Genomic DNA, 17,182 nt, shown 5'->3' on the forward strand with positions numbered 1-17,182 from the left:
AGCCCCGATGTCCCAGGTCACCAACACGCCTTACGAAGCCCTCGAAGTCGGCCAGAAGGCCGAGTACAAGAAGTCCGTCGAAGAACGCGACATCCAGTTGTTCGCCGCGATGTCCGGTGACCACAACCCGGTACACCTGGACGCCGAGTTCGCTGCCAAGAGCATGTTCCGCGAGCGCATTGCCCACGGCATGTTCAGCGGCGCGCTGATCAGTGCTGCAGTGGCCTGCACCCTGCCTGGCCCTGGCACCATCTACCTGGGCCAGCAAATGAGCTTCCAGAAGCCGGTGAAAATTGGCGATACCCTGACCGTGCGCCTGGAAATCCTGGAGAAGCTGCCCAAGTTCAAGGTGCGCATCGCCACCAATGTGTTCAACCAGAATGATGAGCTGGTGGTCCAGGGCGAGGCCGAGATCCTGGCGCCGCGCAAGCAGCAGACCGTCGAACTGGTTTCGCCGCCGAATTTTGTGGCTAGCTGAAAAGTGATGTAGGCAGCACCGGCCCTATCGCCGGCAAGCCAGCTCCCACCGGATCACCACAATGTTCAAGCCTGTGATGACCCTGTGGGAGCTGGCTTGCCGGCGATAAGGCCGGTAAAGCAAACATCATTCGATAGCCTGCAACCGCCGCTCGATATGCCTGCGCTCCGGCTCCTGCCGGGTCAGCGCCAGCGCCTGCCGCCAGGCCGCACGCGCCTGCTCCACATGCCCCAGCTGGTAATACAGCTCGGCCCGCGCCGCATGGGCCAGGTGATAGTCCAGCAGTTCACCCCGCGCCAGAATCCCTTCGACCTCCCGCAGGCCAGCCTCCGGCCCATCCCGCTTCGCCAGCGCCACGGCCCGGTTCAGCTCTACCACTGCTGACGGCCAATGCCGCTGCAACACGTCATACAGCCCGACGATCTCCGCCCAGTCGGTCGCATCGGCGGTCGCCGCTTCGGCATGTACCGCTGCAATCGCTGCCTGCACGGTATAGGCACCAAACGCCCGGCTTTGCAGGGCCTGACGCACCAGCTCGCAGCCTTCTACGATGCGTTGCCGGTCCCACAGGCTGCGGTCCTGATACTCCAGTAATACCAGGTTGCCCCGGCCATCGGTACGTGCCCGCTGCCGGGACGCCTGCAGCAACATCAAGGCCAGCAGGCCGACCGCCTCCGGGTCGGGCAGCAACTGCACCAGCAGCCGCGCCAGGCGAATGGCTTCGTCGCTCAGTTCCTGCTGCAACAGCGCCTCGCCCGACGACGCCGAATAGCCCTCGTTGAACACCAGGTAGATCACCCGCAGCACGCTCTCCAGCCGCTCGGGCAGTTCGTTCAGCTCCGGCACCTGATAAGGGATGCCGGCATCGCGGATCTTGGCCTTGGCGCGCACGATGCGCTGGGCGATGGTGGCCGGGCTCTGCAGGAATGCACGGGCAATCTGCTCGGTGGTCAGGTCGCAGACTTCGCGCAGGGTCAGCGGCACCTGGGCATCGGCGGACAAGGACGGGTGGCAGCAGGTGAAGATCAGCCGCAGACGGTCGTCAGCCAGCAGTTCTTCCTCGCTGGGGTCCTGTGCCTGGCCGTCGAGCAGCATGCTCAGGTCTGCCTGGGAACGGTCGAATCGGGCCCGTCGACGCAACGCATCGATGGCCTTGAAGCGGCCGGTGGACACCAGCCACGCCCGCGGGTTATCGGGAATACCGTCGCGCTGCCAGCGCTCGACGGCGATGAAGAAGGCATCGTGCATGGCCTCCTCGGCCAGGTCGAAATCACCCAGAAGGCGGATCAGTGTCGCCAGGATGCGCCGTGACTCGCTCCGGTAGACCGCCTCGACCTCGGCACGTACCTGCGCCAGTGCCGACATCAGTCGGGCATCCGCTGGGTCACCACCTCCACCAGGCGGTCCAGGCTTTCTCCCCAACCCTGGTGGAAGCCCATTTCCTCATGGGCGCGGCAATCGGCGGCATTCCAGTGCCAGGCGCGGGCGGTGTAGCGGGTTTTGCCCTGCTCCTCGTCAAAACTGATCACGGCAGTCATGAAGGCCTTGTCCGAAGGTACCCAGCCTGGGCCGAAGGCATCGGTGAACACCAGACGCCGCGGCGCGGCGATTTCCAGGAACACGCCCTGGTTCGGATACTCGCTGCCATCCGGCGCCCGCATCAGGGTGCGGAACAGGCCACCGCTCCACAGCTGCATCTCGCACTCCGGGGTGGTCATGCCGTGCGGCCCCCACCACTGCATCAGCCACTGGGGCTCGGTCCAGGCGCGGAACACCTTGGCCGGTGGCGCGTCGATCAGGCGGCTGATGGACAACTCGTGTTGCGCTTGCGCGGGGTGTGCAAGGCTCATGCTGTTAAGTCTCCATTGCTGTCAGGGTTGCAGTTCGCGCACCGGCCGCACCTCGACACTGCCGACCCGCGCGGCGGGGATGCCCTTGGCGATGTTCAGCGCCTCGTTCAGGTCGCGGGCTTCCACCAGGTAGAAGCCCGCCAGTTGCTCCTTGGTCTCGGCGAACGGGCCGTCGGTCAGGCTCATGTGCCCGTTGCGCACGCGCACGGTGGTGGCGGTCTGCACCGGCTTCAGCGCCTCGGCCGCCAGCATTCGCCCGGAGCCTTGGATGGATTCGGCATACGCCATGCATTCGGCGTCTTCCGGGCTGTCGGGCAAGCTGTGCAGCAGCCCCTCGTCACAATAGACCAGGCACAGGTATTTCATGGTCACCTCCAGGGCATTGGCAAAGTGCGTTTGGCGATAACGGCTCAGGGCTTGAGATCGAACAGGGCTTTCTGAGTTGCCATGTCGAATGGCGCCGACCAGTGTTCGTGGATTACCTGCCACTGGCCACCTTGACGACGATAGCCCACGGTGGCGCGCATGAAGCCGCACTGGCTTTCGTTGTCCGCTGGGCCACAGCGGTTCAGCCAGTGCGCCAGGGCCAGGTCGCCATCGGCATGCACGGTAAGTTCAGCGAATTCGAAAACCATCTGGCCGGGGCACATGTTCATGCACATCTCCCAATGCGCCTGGTAGGTTGCCTTGCCTTTGAATTGCAGGGCCTGGATGGCATCGAAGGCGACAATATCGTCGGCATAGGGAGCGACGATGTTGGGGATGTCGCGGTCGCGCACGGCCTGCATCCAGCGCTCGATCAATTGGCGGATCTCGGTTTCGGCTGCGGTGCTCATCGGGGGTTCCTCCGACAGGTCATGGGTGATTGGGCACGGGGGTGCAACGTGCTCTCACCTATGGTCGAACGGGGGACGCAGGAATCGACAGGTCGAGGAAATTATTCTGGGTTGATTGTGGTTTGAAATGCATATCGGGGAATTGCATAGGGGCGACAAGGTGCATGCCTTGGGTGATGTGGCGCCTGTGAGACCGAGCGCCGCGCGGGCGGCGCTCGATCCCACAGGTGCTGAAAATGCTGTGGCGGGTCCTTGGCGGGCTCAACCCTGCTGGCACCCCTCACCCATGGCCCGGTACTGAATGGTGTGCACCTGGCCCTGGTGGTCTTCGTAAGTCATGGTCGCAGGTACCACTTCGCAGACGTTGGGGATGGTCGACAGGTTGATCACCCGCTTGATGTCCAGGTTCATGGAGTAGTCGTACTGCTGGGCGACGGGCTCGCTGGAGACGGGTCTGGCCTCATCGGCGAGGGCGAACGAGGACATACCGACCAATGCAAGAATCAGTAATGGTTTCATGTGAGTCTGCCTTTTGAGCATTCAAGCTGATCGATTGACTTCTATTGCCGTGCCCGGCGCGGAGAAGTTGCCATCTGCGGTGAAGATGGCACGAAGTACCGATCCCGCTTCGTACTGCCAGTGGGGATGAGTAAAAGTCTACTCCCGGCCTGGAATAGTTGAACCCCGAACTCGGACATTCACCCTTGCCAGATATGCAACAATCTGCGACAAGTTCACCGCAAAACATCGGGCCAGAGCCTCTGGCCACCTTTCAGGGCAGGGCGAGCAATTTCTGAAAATTTATACTGTTCGAAGCTTTCGGCCCCGGAACGCCGGCTGCTGGACCACTTCTACCGTCAGCACGGCTCACGCATGCGTGCTGCGGGCGATGCTGAGCTGTGGGTGGCGCGGGGCCCCGGCATCATCGCAGGCTTGAGCCTGAGCCCGGTGGGCGATGGCTTCTGGCTGACCGGGTTGTTCGTCGACCCGCAGCGGCGCAGCCAGGGGGTGGCCGGGCGGTTGGTCGAGGCGGCGCTGGCGCAGGCTGGCGGGCCCACCTGGCTGTTCTGCCACCCGGACCTTGCGCCCTTCTACCAGCGCCTGGGCTTCGACATGGCCCTGCAGCTGCCGGAAGCCCTGGCTGGCCGCTTGCAACGCTATCAGCGCAGCAAGCGCCTGGTGGCACTGCAACGAGGTCAGTCGTCGCTGGCGTCGAGCCCGGGGAACAGCACCTCGGTGTAGCCGAACCGGGAAAAGTCCTGGATGCGTGACGGGTACAACCGACCGATCAGGTGGTCACATTCATGCTGCACCACCCGCGCATGGAAGCCGTCGGCAAAGCGGTTGATCGGATTGCCATGGGGGTCGATGCCTTCATAGCAGATGTGCTTGAAACGCGGCACCACACCGCGCAGGCCGGGCACTGAAAGGCAGCCTTCCCAACCATCCTCGATCTCGCTGGATGTCGGCGTGATGACCGGGTTGAGCAGGATGGTCTGCGGCACCGGTTCGGCATCCGGGTAGCGCTCGCTGCGCTCGAAGCCGAAGATCACCAGCTGCAGGTCGATGCCGATCTGTGGCGCGGCCAGCCCCACGCCGCCCACATGGCGCATGGTTTCGAACATGTCGTCGATCAGTTGCTGCAGTTCGGCACTGCCGAGCAGGTGCTCGGGCACTGGTGGGGCGATGCGCAGCAGGCGTTCGTCGCCCATCTTGAGAATGTCACGGATCATCGGGGTGTCGGCTCTGAAGATTGGTGCTCGCTCGGTACCGGGTGCTCATGGCCCAGCACGCTAATGGTCTCGCGGGGCTTGTGCTCATCGACGTCCTTCTCGCCAGGGTTCTTGCCCTCGCTCGACATGTGTTCGATCACTGCGTTCATCTCCGCGCCCAGCAGCAAAACGGCAGCAGAGATATAGAAATACAGCAATAGCACGATGATTGCACCGATACTGCCGTACATGGCGTTGTAGTCGGCAAAGGTCTTCACGTAGTAGGCAAAGCCCAGCGACGCCACGATCCAAACCACCACCGCCAGCACCGAGCCCGGGGTGATGAAGCGGAACTGCTGCTTCACATCGGGCATCACGTAGTAGATCAGCGCAACCGCCACCATCATCAGGATGATGATTGCCGGCCAGCGCAGAATGGTCCACACCGTGACGATCACCTCCTGCATGCCGATCTGGGCGGCAATCCACTCCATCACCTGCGGCCCCAGCACCATCAGCGCCGCAGCCACCAGCAACATGCCGGCAATGCCTACGGTGTAGACGATCGACAACGGGATGCGCTTCCACACGGGGCGGCCCTCGGGCACATCGTAGGCGGCGTTCATCGCGCTCATCATCAAGCGCACACCCGCCGATGCAGTCCACAGGGCAATCACGATACCCGCCGACAGCAGCCCGCCCTTGGACTGCTGCAACTGGTCGATCACCGGGTTCACCTGCTCCAGCGCCTGGGGTGGCAGCACCAGCTCCGATTGAAGGCGCAGCCAGGAGAAGAAGTCCGGCAGGTGCAGGAAACCGATCAGGGCGATCAGGAATAGCAGGAAGGGGAATAACGAAAACAGCATCTGGTAGGCCAGCGCGGAAGCGTAGGTCGACATTTCGTCGTCGAGGAATTCCTTGACGGTGCGTACCAGCACGCGGTGCAGGGGCAGACCGCGCAGGTCGGGGAAAATCATAGCGTCTCCTTTCGCCGCTCGATTCGTGAGTACCACGGTAAGTCTAATAGACCATGCCGTTACTGTGCTGATCCCGGCCATGCTGCAAGAATTTGCTTACGCCAGTACCGGCCTCTTCGCGGGTAAACCCGCTCCCACAGGTGCTGCACAGTGCGTGAAGTCTGTGCAGCACCTGTGGGAGCGGGTTCGCCCGGGAAAAGGCCGGGACAGGCCACTTACATCAAGGCTTTTTCACCGCGTCCTTCACGTTGCCCTTGATCTGTTGCCCCTCGCCCTTGAGCTCCTGCGCTTCACCCTCGGCCCGCAGTCGCTCGTTGTCGGTCACTTTGCCGACACCCTGCTTGACGTTGCCGATCGCTTCGTTGGCCAGGCCTTTCGCTTTGTCTTTGGTACCGCTCATGGCAAAACTCCTGCAATTGGGGGCACGTGGACCGTGCCGACAGTCGGTGGACCCAACGCCTTCGCCAAGCGTTCCAACAGTTTTCTCGCCCTCGAGCCGAACGGCAAGGCGGTTGGCAAACCTTGCCCCGCTACCCGCCACCCCTCACAATGCAGGCCTTCATAGCGTCAACCCGCAGGAACCTGCATGAAACTCGACAAACCCGCCGCCATCGCCCGGCGCAACGAAGCACTGGCCCGCCCGGTGCTGACCAGCAGCAACACCCTGTTCGCCATCCTCGACCGCAAGCGCAACCTGTGGTGGTTCGAGGTGCCGGTGGCGCTGCTGCGCAAGGGCCAGCCCGACTGGGTCAACCTGCTGCTGCACACCCCGGAAAGCGACGAGCTGCAGCACTTGAAGGTGCCGACCAACTTCCTGCGTGCTCACCAGGAACAGATGGAAGTGCGCAACCCTGGCAAGCGCCGCTCGACCATCAGCCTGGCCCTCAGCGCCGACCGCGACTCGCTGCTGCGCGACACCCGCCCGGGTGGCGAGCAGCTGGACTTCCGTACCTTCGTGCAGGCCTGATCAGGCCTTCTCGATGCGATCGTCATGGATGACGATGCGGCCTTGCTTGAACAACCCGCCAATGGCCTTCTTGAAGTTGCCCTTGCTGACGTTGAACAGCTTGCTGATCAACGCCGGATCGCTCTTGTCGCACACCCCCAGCACTCCGCCTTCGGCCTCCAGGCGCACCATGATCTGCTCCTGCAGGCTATCGGCCAGGGCAGCGCCGACCGGCTGCAGGCTCAAGGCGATCTTGCCGTCCGCGCGCACTTCCTTGATGAAACCCTTCTCATGCATGCCCGAGCGCAGGAACTTGAACACCTCGTTCTTGTGGATCAGGCCCCAGTGGCGGTTGTTGATAATCGCCTTGAAGCCCATTGGCGTCTCGCCGGCCACCAGAAGTTCGACCGGCTGGCCTACCTGGTAGTCCGCCGGGGTGCGGTCCAGGTAACGGTCCAGGCGAGAGGTGGCAGTGATGCGGCGGGTGCGCTTGTCGAGGTATACGTGCACCACGCAGTAGTCGCCGATCTTCAGCGGCCGCGCCTCTTCCGAGTACGGCATCAGCAGGTCCTTCGACAGGCCCCAGTCGAGGAAGATGCCGGCACCGTTGATGTCCTTGACCTTGAGGCTGGCGAACTCGCCAACCTGCACCTTGGGCTTTTCGGTGGTGGCGATCAGCTGGTCTTCGCTGTCCAGGTAGATGAACACGTTCAGCCAGTCATCCACTTCGGTTTCGGCGTTTTTCGGGATGTAGCGCCCGGGCAGCAGGATCTCGCCGTCGGCGCCGCCGTCCAGGTACAGGCCGAAGTCCACGTGTTTCACGATTTGCAAACTGTTGTAACGCCCAAGCAGAGCCATTTCCGATGTTCCTCAAGACAAGGCGACTATTCTACACCTGAAGCCAGCGCGCCGCCCGACCGCTGATGCAGTGGAACCGTCAGCGCCTCTTTGCGTCTACCGTCGGGCAAGCCCCCGCAAGGAACAGCCCATGCCGCTACGCCTGTCCAAAGCCCTGCTCGTCGCCATCGGCTGCGCCCTGGCCCTGGCCGCCTGCAGCCGTATCGACCTGGCCTACCGCAACCTCGACCGCCTGGTGCCGTGGTCGCTTGGCGACTACCTGGCCATGAACAGCGAGCAGAAGGCCATGCTTGACGACCGCCTGCGGGAGCACCTGGCCTGGCATTGCAAGACCCAGCTGCCCGGCTATCTCGACTGGCTGGACCGGGTACGCGACATGGTCGCCGACGACCAGGTGACCGACCAGGCCCTGCAGCAGCGTACCCGCGAAGCCCGCGAGGCGATTGGCCGGGTGGCCGAGGAAATCACCCCTTCGGCCACCGAACTGCTGCGCGGCATGAGCGATGCCCAGGTGGCGGAGATGCGCGAGGCGTTCCGCGAGGACATCAGCGAACGGCAGAAGAAGTATGTGGATACGCCGTTGGACAAGCAGATTGCCCGCCGTGCCGAACGCATGGAGAAACGCCTGACGCCGTGGTTTGGCGAGCTGACCGCGGTACAAAAGCAGCGCGTGCAGGCCTGGTCCCAGGCGCTGGGCGACCAGAACCGCGAATGGATCGCCAACCGCGCGCACTGGCAACAGCAATTGCTGCTGGCGATGAACCAGCGCAATGATGCCAGTTTCGAGCCGCGCCTGGCGACGTTGTTGCAGCGCAAGGAGAGCTTGTGGACGCCGGAGTACCGGGCGGCGTATCAGAATACCGAGCAACAGGCCCGCAGCTTGCTGGTGGACCTGGTGCACCAGAGTACCCCGCAGCAGCGGCGGTTCCTGCAGGAGCGGTTGGGCAAGGTGCGCACCGATTTTAGTGAATTGAAGTGTTTGAAAGGGTGAAGGTGGAAAGCAGGCACGGCCTCTTCGCGGGTAAACACGCTCCCACAGGCACCCCACTGGTTTCAAATCCTGTGCCGTACCTGTGGGAGCGGGTTTACCCGCGAAGGGGCCAGGCCTGCTAAAGCAAAGTCACCGCCCCTTGCGCCGATACGGAAACACATCGATCACCTTCCCTTCACGAATCGCCGCCTGCAGCCCCTTCCAGTAATCCGCGTCGTACAACTCCCCATGCAGCCGGCTGAACAAGCGCCGCTGACCGATATCGGCAAACAGGAACGGCGGAAACTCCTCGGGGAACACGTCATGCGGCCCGATCGAGTACCACGGCTCGCCCGACATCTCGTCTTCCGGGTAACGCGGCGGCGGGATATGGCGGAAGTTCACTTCGGTCAGAAAGCTGATCTCGTCATAGTCATAGAACACCACCCGGCCATGGCGGGTAACGCCAAAGTTCTTCAGCAACATGTCGCCTGGGAAAATATTCGCCGCCGCCAGCTGCTTGATGGCCAGGCCGTAATCCTCCAGCGCCTCCAGCACCTGGCCCTCGCTGGCGTGTTCCAGGTACAGGTTCAGCGGCGTCATGCGCCGTTCGGTCCAGCAGTGGCGGATCAGCACCGTGTCACCCTCCAGCGCCACGGTCGATGGCGCCACCTCCAGCAGTTCGGCCAGGCATTCCGGCTCGAACTTGCTGCGCGGAAAACGAAAATCGGCGAACTCCTGGGTATCGGCCATGCGCCCGACGCGGTCGACGCTTTTCACCAGCCGGTACTTGTCGATCACCGTGGCGCGGTCGACTGTCTTCGACGGTGAAAAACGGTCCTTGATGATCTTGAACACGGTGTTGAAGCCCGGCAGGGTGAACACGCTCATGACCATGCCGCGCACCCCGGGCGCCATGACGAAGCGGTCGTCGCTGCTGGCCAGGTGGTTGATCAGCGCCCGGTAGAACTCCGACTTGCCGTGCTTGTAGAAACCGATGGAGGTATACAGCTCGGCAATGTGCTTGCCCGGCAAGATGCGCTTGAGGAAGTTGACGAACTCCGCCGGCACCGGCACATCGACCATGAAGTACGAGCGGGTGAAGGAAAAGATGATCGACACCTCGGCCTCGTCGGTGATCAGCGCATCGGCCTCGATACCGTGCCCTTCGCGGTGCAGCAGCGGGATTACCAGCGGCCACTGCTCGTCGCTGTTGAACAGCCGGCCGACCAGGTAGGCACCCTTGTTGCGGTAGAGCACCGGCACAAACAGCTCCAACGCCAGGGTCGAATCCTTGCATACCCAGTCCGGCAGGCACTCGCGCAACTGATCTTCCAGGCGCGCCAGGTCGCCCTCCAGGTCGCCGTACGGCACTTCGAACGGGTAATCGCTGAACACCGCCCGCAGCAGGCTCTTGAGCCCAGCGTCAGGCCGATAGGTACGGGTTTGCGCGGCGCGCTCACGGCTGCGCATGGACGGCCGGGTGGTGTGGATGAACATGCAGCCGTCGCTGATCTGGTCGTGGCTGAACAGGCTGCAGAACAGCGAGTTGTACCAAGTCTCGGACAGCTCGTCGTCCAGCCGTGGGTCGATCAGGTGGATATAGGCGTTCTTCACCAGGGGCCATTGATCCACATCCAGCAGCACATCCTCGGCGAAGCCCTGACGTAGCCAGCCGTTGACCTCGGCGACCTTCTCTTCATAGAGATTGATGCGGGCGGCGGAGGCACGCTGGATATCCTGCCAATGCGCCTGCTCGAAGCGCTTGCGGGCACCGAGGGTGATGCGCTGGAAGTGGTCGCGGTAGTTGTCGAAGCCGGCGAGGATCATCCGGGCGATTTCGACAGCGGGCCAGGGCTGGGACATGCGAAGACCTCGGTGCGGTGTTGAGTTACAGAGCTTAGTCGCCTCTTGGTTTTTGCGGAGCCTGTGCCGGCCTCTTCGCGGGCTCGCCCGCTCCCAGGATTACCACAGGGCCGAGCATTGCAGAGAACCTGTGGGAGCGAGCGTGCCCGCGAAGAGGCCGGCACAGGTTTACACCGCAAGAAAGCACAAGAATCCCCTGCCCCCCTGGCGTACACTCGCGCCCCTGCCCTGCCTCCGGAGACCGTTGTGAGCCCCATCGCCCTAGCCCGTCTGCTGACCCTTGCCGCCGTCTGGGGGGCGAGCTTCCTGTTCATGCGCATCATCGCCCCCGAACTGGGCACGGTGCCGACGGCGTTCTTCCGCGTGTCCATCGCCTGCCTGGGCCTGGTCGCCCTGCTTGCCGCCGCCCGCGTGCGCTGGGACTTCCAGGGCAAGCTCGGCGCCTGCCTGGTACTGGGCATGATCAACTCCGGTATCCCCGCCACCTTCTACTCCGTGGCCGCCCAGGTGCTGCCAGCCGGTTACTCGGCAATCTTCAACGCCACCACGCCGCTGATGGGCGTGCTGGTCGGCGTGCTGTTCTTCCGTGAACCGATGACCCTGGCCAAGCTCTGCGGCATCTTCCTGGGCCTGTTCGGCGTCGGCATCCTCAGCGGCGCCGGCCCGGTGGCCCTGGACCTGGCCCTGCTGCAAGGCGCCCTTGCCTGCCTGGCGGCCACCACCTGCTACGGCTTTGCCGGCTTCCTCGCCCGCCGCTGGGTCAGCGGCCTGGACAGCCGCCTGTCGGCACTGGGCAGCATGCTCGGCGCCACCTTGATGCTGAGCCCATTGTTCGCCTGGAGCGCGCTGAGCCAGCCACCTGCCAGCTGGGGCGGCTGGCAGGTGTGGCTGTCGCTGCTGGGCCTGGGCCTGCTGTGCACAGCGTTCGCCTACATCCTGTACTTCCGCCTGCTGGAGGAAATCGGCCCGGTCAAGGCCAGCACCGTGACCTTCCTGATCCCGGTATTCGGTGTATTGTGGGGTGCGTGGCTGCTGGACGAACCGCTGTCGATGGCGCACCTGTACGGCGGCCTGCTGATTGGCCTGGCATTGTGGCTGGTGCTGCGCCCGGCGCGCAGCTGAAGCGGGGTACAGGATGAACGACGCGTACAAGAAGGTCCTGTTCCGCCTGGAGCAGGACGAAAATGGCTACCCGCCCGCCTCGGTCGAGGGCCTGTGGGCCAAGGCCGTGGAAGGCGGCCATGCCGTCGACAACATTCCCTTCCATGTCTACGGCATCGCCCCGGGCGACGTGATCGGCACCCGTGAGGAAGCCGGCGAAACCTGGTTCGCCGAACTGCGCCACAGCAGCGGCAGTTCGGTGTTCCGGGTTATCGTCAGGCCCCCGGAAACCCTGGACCAGGTACGCGCGGCCTTGCACGACTTCGGCTGCAACTGCGAGACCGAGCAGGCGGTGAAGATGCTGGCGGTCGAGGTCCCGCCGCAGCGCTCGCTCGACACCTTGCTCTACTACCTGCTCACCCAGCGCGAAGCCGGCCTGCTGGACTTCGAGGAGGGCGTATTGCGCCACGCCATCCCCGAAGAATTCCGCTAGGGCCTACGCCTCGGCCAAGCGCGCGGCGGGCTTGCGGAACACGAACAGCAGGCCCACCACGATCAACCCCATGCCCAGCAGGCTGAGCGGTGCCAGGCGGTTGCCGAAGATCAGCAGGTCCATCACCGCGGTCACTGCCGGCACCAGGTAGAACAGGCTGGTGACATTGACCAGGTTACCCTTGGCGATCAGTCGGTACAGCAGCAGGGTCGCCAGCAGCGAGACCACCAGCCCCATCCACAGCAGCGCGCCGACGAAACCGCCAGTCCACTCCACATGCAACGGCTGCAGCGGCGCGAACAACGCGCACATGGCAAAGCCGGCCAGGTACTGCAGCGGCAGCGTGCCCATGGGGTTGTCGGTGATGCGCTTCTGCAGGATCGAGCCGAAGGTCATGCTGGCCAGCGCCAGCAGGGCGAACAGCATTCCCGCCAGCGACACCCCGCCCAGGTTGATGCCCTGGTAGACCACCATGATCAACCCGCCAAGCCCCAACCCGAGGCCGAACAAGCGGCTCCAGGAGCGCTGGCGCTCCATCAGCACCACGGTCAGGATCGGTTGTACGCCCATCACCGTGGCCATGATGCCGGGGGTGACATGGGTATCGAGCGCCAGCAGGTAAAAGATCTGGTAGGCGCCCAGCAGCACACAGCCAGTGCCCAGGGCCCGAAGGATGGCCCCGCGACTGCGCGGCCAGCGCAACCCCAGCAACGGGCCGATCAGCAGCAGGCCGGCCAGGGCCAGCGCCGAGCGCAACAGCAGGAAGGCGAACGGGCTGGCATGCGCCAGGCCGAGCTTGGAGACGATCGCCCCGCTGCTCCACAGCAGGACGAACAGGCTGGTAGTGGCCGCCGAGGCCACGGATGCTTTGCTAAAGACAGACATGTATTGCCACCTGATTCAAGGCGAATAAGCCAGACGGACGGCGTGCGCTTCAGCGAGGGAAGCCGCCGACCGTGTTCAGTAGGTTGCGTGTGCGAAGGGTTGCGGCCAGAAGCCGATCAGCCCAGCACGACCACGCAAGGAGGCGGAGCTACGCCGCCTACGACGCCACTGACAGGTGGTGGTGGATAGTGACTGATCATCGCCGGCTGCTGGCAGCCACGCACGACCATGCCCGCGACTGGCGCGATGGCAAAGCTTGTGGTGGAAGGGCTGGCTGGCATGAACAGGTCTTCGGGAAGAGAACAATGGGCTGGACTATAGCCCGGTGCCCCATGCCTTGCAACCACTGCCTACGGTACTCGCGGGAACAGCTTTTGTGGGAGCGGCCTTGTGTCGCGAAAGGGCCGCAGAGCGGCCCCAGCAATATCTGCGGCGAAGCTGAGAGTGTGGGGCCGCTGCGCGCCCCTTTCGCGACACAAGGCCGCTCCCACAGTAAGACCGCGCTACCTTGGATGTTGGTTAATTTCTCACCGCCCCGGCTCGTCTGAATGCGAAACGCAGCCCGCATTCACCCGTTTCGAGGACCACCGATGAACGTATCCGCCTGGCTCTACCGGCCAGCCCAGATCACCTGCCTGCTGCTGGTCAGCGCCTACGCCCACGCCGCCAAGCCCGGCGACGTGTTCAAGGACTGCAAGGACTGCCCCGAGATGGTCGTGCTGCCCGCCGGCAGCTACGTGATGGGTGCCCCCGATGACGAAGTCGGCCGCCAACCCGACGAGGGCCCGCTGCACACCGTGACCTTCGCCAAGCCCTTCGCCATGAGCCGCTACCAGGTCACCGCCGGCGAACTGGATGCCTACATCAAGGCCACCGGCACCGTCATCAGGAGCGGCGACGAGCGCCCCGGCCGCTGGTGCGAAGCCAGCAAGCCCAGCTACAAGCAAGGCCCCCGCCAGCCGGCGGTGTGCGTCGACTACGACGAGGTGCAGGCCTACACCCGATGGCTGGCGAAAACCACCGGCAAACCGTACCGCATGGTCAGCGAAGCCGAACGCGAATATGCCGCCCGTGCCGGTTCCAGCGGCCCGTTCCCCTTCCCCTTCGACGAACCGGGCAAGTACGAGATCAGCAAGCACGCCAACACCTATGGCCCCAAGGACGGTCATGCCTTCACCGCCCCGGTGGGCAGCTACCCGCCCAATGCCTTCGGCATGTACGACATGCACGGCAACGTCTACGAATGGGTCGCCGACTGCTACCACGACAGCTACGAAGGCGCCCCCACCGACGGCAGCGCCTGGATCCAGGACCCCAAGTGCATTCGCGCGCACATGCGCGGCAACGACTGGGGCGAGCCGCCGATCTTCTCCCGCTCGGCCAACCGCAACGACCGCCTCAAGACCACCCGGGGGGACTTCCTCGGCTTTCGCGTAGCACGCGAACTGTGAAGTTGTGACGCGGTTAACGCAGCACCGGCCAAAAAAATCGCCAATAAGAATCGTTCCGGTTTTTAACAGGTGCTGCGTCCTATAGCTGACATAGAAAAAAACCCTCTGCCAACGAGACCGCAATAGATGTCCAAGTCCCTCCCCGGCCCGCTCAACCCGCTTGCCAAAGCATTACTGATCCGTCATTCCCTTCGTCCCCAGCGCGCGTTCACACGCATCGGCCTGGGCCTGGCGATATCCGCTGCGATGGTTGCCCAGGTGCAGGCACAGGAGTGGACCCTGGATATTCCTGCGCAGTCGATGAATTCGGCGTTGCAGGCACTGGCCAGGCAGACCGATACCCAGTTGCTGTACAGCCCGGAAGATATCGGTGGCCTGCGCTCCTCTGCACTCAAAGGGCGCCACGACCTAGCTTCGTCCCTGCGCATCCTGCTGGGCGGCAGCGGGCTGCGTTATCAGATCGACGGCAACACCGTGACGGTAACAGCGAGTTCAGCCGCAAAGGACGGTCAGGTCGAGCTTTCGGCGACCAACGTCAATAGCGTGGGCCTGGGGGCCACTACCGAAGGCACGGGTTCCTACACTACCGGCGTGACCAGCACGGCCACCCGCATGAACCTGTCGATACGCGAAACACCACAAAGCATCAGCGTCATCACCCGTCAGCAAATGGACGACCAGCACCTGGCGACCATTACCGACGTGCTGAAGCAGAACCCGGGCATCACCATGTCCCAGGACGGTGGCGAGCGCTTTCACATCTATTCGCGCGGCTCGGAAATCAGTACCTACCAGCTCGATGGCGTGAACACCACGCAAGACTACCTGACGCGCAACATGCCCAACACCCTGATGGACATGGCCATGTTCGACCGCATCGAGATCGTCCGCGGTGCCACTGGCCTGATGACCGGTGCGGGCGAGCCCAACGGTGTGGTCAACATGGTACGCAAGCGCCCCACGCGAGAATTCCAGTCGTATGTGCAGGCCGGTGTGGGCTCGTGGGACTACTATCGCACCGAGGCCGACGTTTCCGGCCCGCTGATCGAAAGCGGCAAGCTGCGTGGCCGCCTGGTGGCCGCCAAGCAGAGCAACCAGAGCTACATGGACTGGTACAGCCAGGACCGTGACTTGGTCTACGGCGTGCTCGAAGCAGACCTGACCGATACCACCACCGTGCGCTTCGGCATGGACTACCAGACCTACGACGCCAATGGCGCGCCAGGTGTGCCGCTGTTTTTCAGCAATGGCCAGCCCACCAACTTCTCCCGCTCGACCAGTTCCGGGCCGCGCTGGATGTATGAAGACTACACCACCAAGAACTACTCCTTCGGCCTGGATCAGGAGCTTGGCAATGGTTGGCAGTTGAAAATGGCCGGCAACTACATGGATGTCGATCGCGACTCGCTGTCGGCGTTCTATCGCACCGGTGCCGGGGTCTCTACCCTCGATCAAGCCACCGGCAACGCCAAGTCCGACCTGCTGCAAGTCGATGCCCATCAGGTTCAGCGGGGCATGAACATCACGCTGCAGGGGCCTTTCGAGCTGTTTGGCCAGACCCACGAACTGGTTACCGGCTTCGACTACATGGATTACGAGAACAACCACTTCACCGGAACAGCTGGGGAAGCCACATTCAACTTCTACACCTGGGGCAATCGCATACCGCAACCTGGCAACTATTCGCCACTGCTGGATTATGATCTGACTATCCGCCAGACCGGCTACTTCATTGCCACCCGGCTCAACCTCACCGACGACCTGCACATGATTCTCGGTGCCCGTACCACCAATTACCGTTCGGACTCGAACCAGGTGGTATTGACCACTGGCAACGGCAACCCCACGCAACTGAATGAGCGCGGAGAGGTAACACCGTACGCCGGCCTGATCTACGACCTGACCGATGAGCAATCGGTGTACGCCAGCTACACCGATATCTTCAAGCCACAGACCAGCCGCGACCGTACCGGCAAGGTGCTGGACCCTGTAATCGGGCAGAACTATGAAATGGGCTGGAAGGGTGAATTCTACGACGGCCGCCTGAACGCCAACGCGGCGATCTACCTCATCAAGCGCGACAACCTTGCAGAGGAAGACACCGGCTTCAGCGTACCGGGCGTGCCTAACTCCACCGCTTACCGCGCGGTCAGCGGCGCCGAAACCAAAGGTATTGATCTTGAACTGTCCGGCGAAGTGGCTCGCGGGCTGGAAGTTCATACCGGTTACAGCCACTCCCGCACGGAAGATGCCAATGGCACTCGCCTGACATCTCAACTGCCGCTGGATACATTCCGCCTGTGGACTACCTACCGCCTGCCCGGCGAATGGGAGCGCCTGACTGTTGGTGGTGGGGTCAACTGGAACTCCCAGCAATCCCTGGCCACCCGCTACAACACGCGCATCACCCAGGAAGACTACGCCGTGGCCAGCCTGATGGCCCGCTACAAGATCAGCGAGCACCTGGCCGCCACGCTGAACGTGGACAACCTGTTCGACAAAAAGTACTACGCAGGCCTGGCCGGCAACTATGGCCACTATGGCGCGCCGAGAAACGCGACGCTGAACCTGCGCTACGATTTCTGATCAGCAGAACGAAAAAAGGCGACCCTGGAGGTCGCCTTTTTCATGCCTGCATGGTCTTCGCATCGGTACGCGGTCCGTTGCAGGAGCGGCCTTGTGTCGCGAAAGGGCCGCAACGCGGCCCCGGCGGCTCAGCAGTTATGCAGGAATTGCCGGGGCTGCCTTGCAGCCCTTTC

20 protein-coding genes are annotated in these 17,182 nt (G+C 63.2%); 8 read left to right on the plus strand and 12 right to left on the minus strand.

Features of this window, described 5'->3' with window-relative positions:
- Positions 1–7: 7 nt before the first annotated feature.
- Positions 8–478 (plus strand): MaoC family dehydratase, encoded by a 471-nt coding sequence (locus V3314_RS23235; protein ID WP_196182458.1) that lies wholly within the window; start codon positions 8–10, stop codon positions 476–478.
- Between the two features lie 126 nt (positions 479–604).
- Here the strand turns inward: V3314_RS23235 and V3314_RS23240 are convergent, their stop codons facing one another.
- From V3314_RS23240 to V3314_RS23260, 5 genes are all read right to left on the minus strand, one after another.
- Positions 605–1,843: an RNA polymerase sigma factor gene (locus V3314_RS23240; protein ID WP_338459683.1), complete on the minus strand. Its 1,239-nt coding sequence runs from the start codon at positions 1,841–1,843 to the stop codon at positions 605–607.
- On the minus strand, positions 1,843–2,328 hold the full coding sequence (locus V3314_RS23245) for an SRPBCC family protein (protein ID WP_046614686.1): 486 nt from the start codon (positions 2,326–2,328) through the stop codon (positions 1,843–1,845). Before V3314_RS23245 ends, V3314_RS23240 begins: the two co-directional genes overlap by 1 nt.
- A gap of 21 nt (positions 2,329–2,349) precedes the next feature.
- Positions 2,350–2,694, minus strand: coding sequence for a YciI family protein (locus V3314_RS23250; protein ID WP_046614687.1), 345 nt, complete (start codon positions 2,692–2,694; stop codon positions 2,350–2,352).
- Between the two features lie 44 nt (positions 2,695–2,738).
- Positions 2,739–3,164, minus strand: coding sequence for a nuclear transport factor 2 family protein (locus tag V3314_RS23255; RefSeq protein WP_135002386.1), 426 nt, complete (start codon positions 3,162–3,164; stop codon positions 2,739–2,741).
- Between the two features lie 261 nt (positions 3,165–3,425).
- The gene (locus tag V3314_RS23260; RefSeq protein WP_004375752.1) at positions 3,426–3,683 is read right to left on the minus strand and encodes a DUF2790 domain-containing protein; all 258 of its coding nucleotides are present in this window, start codon (positions 3,681–3,683) and stop codon (positions 3,426–3,428) included.
- Positions 3,684–4,037: 354 nt separating this feature from the next.
- On the opposite strand from V3314_RS23260, the gene V3314_RS23265 reads away from it, so the two are divergent.
- Positions 4,038–4,406 carry a GNAT family N-acetyltransferase gene (locus V3314_RS23265; protein WP_046614689.1) on the plus strand — a complete coding sequence of 123 codons (369 nt, stop codon included), beginning with the start codon at positions 4,038–4,040 and terminating at the stop codon, positions 4,404–4,406.
- On the opposite strand, the gene def is transcribed toward V3314_RS23265, so the two are convergent.
- The 3 genes from def to V3314_RS23280 form a co-directional block, all read right to left on the minus strand.
- Positions 4,361–4,897, minus strand: coding sequence for a peptide deformylase (gene def / locus V3314_RS23270; protein ID WP_135003020.1), 537 nt, complete (start codon positions 4,895–4,897; stop codon positions 4,361–4,363). The two genes, V3314_RS23265 and def, sit on opposite strands and share 46 nt — an antisense overlap.
- A complete protein-coding gene (locus tag V3314_RS23275; RefSeq protein ID WP_338459684.1) occupies positions 4,894–5,853 on the minus strand; it encodes a YihY/virulence factor BrkB family protein in 960 nt (319 codons plus the stop codon). The genes def and V3314_RS23275 overlap by 4 nt, the downstream gene beginning before the upstream one ends.
- Positions 5,854–6,073: 220 nt before the next feature.
- Positions 6,074–6,253, minus strand: a complete 180-nt coding sequence (locus V3314_RS23280; protein WP_015271319.1) for a CsbD family protein — start codon at positions 6,251–6,253, stop codon at positions 6,074–6,076.
- Between the two features lie 186 nt (positions 6,254–6,439).
- Here V3314_RS23280 and V3314_RS23285 point away from each other — a divergent pair, with 186 nt between their 5' ends.
- Positions 6,440–6,820 carry a hypothetical protein gene (locus tag V3314_RS23285; protein WP_013973727.1) on the plus strand — a complete coding sequence of 127 codons (381 nt, stop codon included), beginning with the start codon at positions 6,440–6,442 and terminating at the stop codon, positions 6,818–6,820.
- Here the strand turns inward: V3314_RS23285 and V3314_RS23290 are convergent, their stop codons facing one another.
- On the minus strand, positions 6,821–7,657 hold the full coding sequence (locus V3314_RS23290; protein WP_338459685.1) for a S1-like domain-containing RNA-binding protein: 837 nt from the start codon (positions 7,655–7,657) through the stop codon (positions 6,821–6,823). It abuts the gene before it with no gap.
- 130 nt (positions 7,658–7,787) lie between these two features.
- Between V3314_RS23290 and V3314_RS23295 the strand changes: the two genes are divergently transcribed.
- The gene (locus tag V3314_RS23295; RefSeq protein WP_046614692.1) at positions 7,788–8,648 is read left to right on the plus strand and encodes a DUF6279 family lipoprotein; all 861 of its coding nucleotides are present in this window, start codon (positions 7,788–7,790) and stop codon (positions 8,646–8,648) included.
- A gap of 129 nt (positions 8,649–8,777) precedes the next feature.
- On the opposite strand, the gene aceK is transcribed toward V3314_RS23295, so the two are convergent.
- Entirely contained in the window at positions 8,778–10,493 is a 1,716-nt protein-coding gene (gene aceK, locus V3314_RS23300) for a bifunctional isocitrate dehydrogenase kinase/phosphatase (protein WP_153671752.1), read from the minus strand.
- 246 nt (positions 10,494–10,739) lie between these two features.
- Between aceK and V3314_RS23305 the strand changes: the two genes are divergently transcribed.
- Both V3314_RS23305 and V3314_RS23310 read left to right on the plus strand, forming a co-directional pair.
- Positions 10,740–11,615 carry a DMT family transporter gene (locus V3314_RS23305; RefSeq protein ID WP_046614694.1) on the plus strand — a complete coding sequence of 292 codons (876 nt, stop codon included), beginning with the start codon at positions 10,740–10,742 and terminating at the stop codon, positions 11,613–11,615.
- Between the two features lie 13 nt (positions 11,616–11,628).
- Positions 11,629–12,087: a DUF4265 domain-containing protein gene (locus V3314_RS23310; protein ID WP_085602086.1), complete on the plus strand. Its 459-nt coding sequence runs from the start codon at positions 11,629–11,631 to the stop codon at positions 12,085–12,087.
- A gap of 3 nt (positions 12,088–12,090) precedes the next feature.
- Here the strand turns inward: V3314_RS23310 and V3314_RS23315 are convergent, their stop codons facing one another.
- Together V3314_RS23315 and V3314_RS23320 are read right to left on the minus strand one after the other, a co-directional pair.
- Positions 12,091–12,972 carry a DMT family transporter gene (locus V3314_RS23315; RefSeq protein ID WP_041505660.1) on the minus strand — a complete coding sequence of 294 codons (882 nt, stop codon included), beginning with the start codon at positions 12,970–12,972 and terminating at the stop codon, positions 12,091–12,093.
- A gap of 116 nt (positions 12,973–13,088) precedes the next feature.
- On the minus strand, positions 13,089–13,253 hold the full coding sequence (locus tag V3314_RS23320; RefSeq protein WP_170304001.1) for a hypothetical protein: 165 nt from the start codon (positions 13,251–13,253) through the stop codon (positions 13,089–13,091).
- Positions 13,254–13,562: 309 nt separating this feature from the next.
- Between V3314_RS23320 and V3314_RS23325 the strand changes: the two genes are divergently transcribed.
- Together V3314_RS23325 and V3314_RS23330 are read left to right on the plus strand one after the other, a co-directional pair.
- Positions 13,563–14,423 (plus strand): formylglycine-generating enzyme family protein, encoded by an 861-nt coding sequence (locus tag V3314_RS23325; protein ID WP_196183766.1) that lies wholly within the window; start codon positions 13,563–13,565, stop codon positions 14,421–14,423.
- A 126-nt stretch (positions 14,424–14,549) separates the two neighbouring features.
- A complete protein-coding gene (locus tag V3314_RS23330; protein WP_085602084.1) occupies positions 14,550–17,009 on the plus strand; it encodes a TonB-dependent receptor in 2,460 nt (819 codons plus the stop codon).
- Positions 17,010–17,182: the final 173 nt, after the last annotated feature.

The sequence above is a fragment of the Pseudomonas sp. TE3-3-F2023 genome (assembly GCF_036784815.1).
Classification (GTDB): Bacteria; Pseudomonadota; Gammaproteobacteria; order Pseudomonadales; family Pseudomonadaceae; genus Aquipseudomonas; species Aquipseudomonas pudica.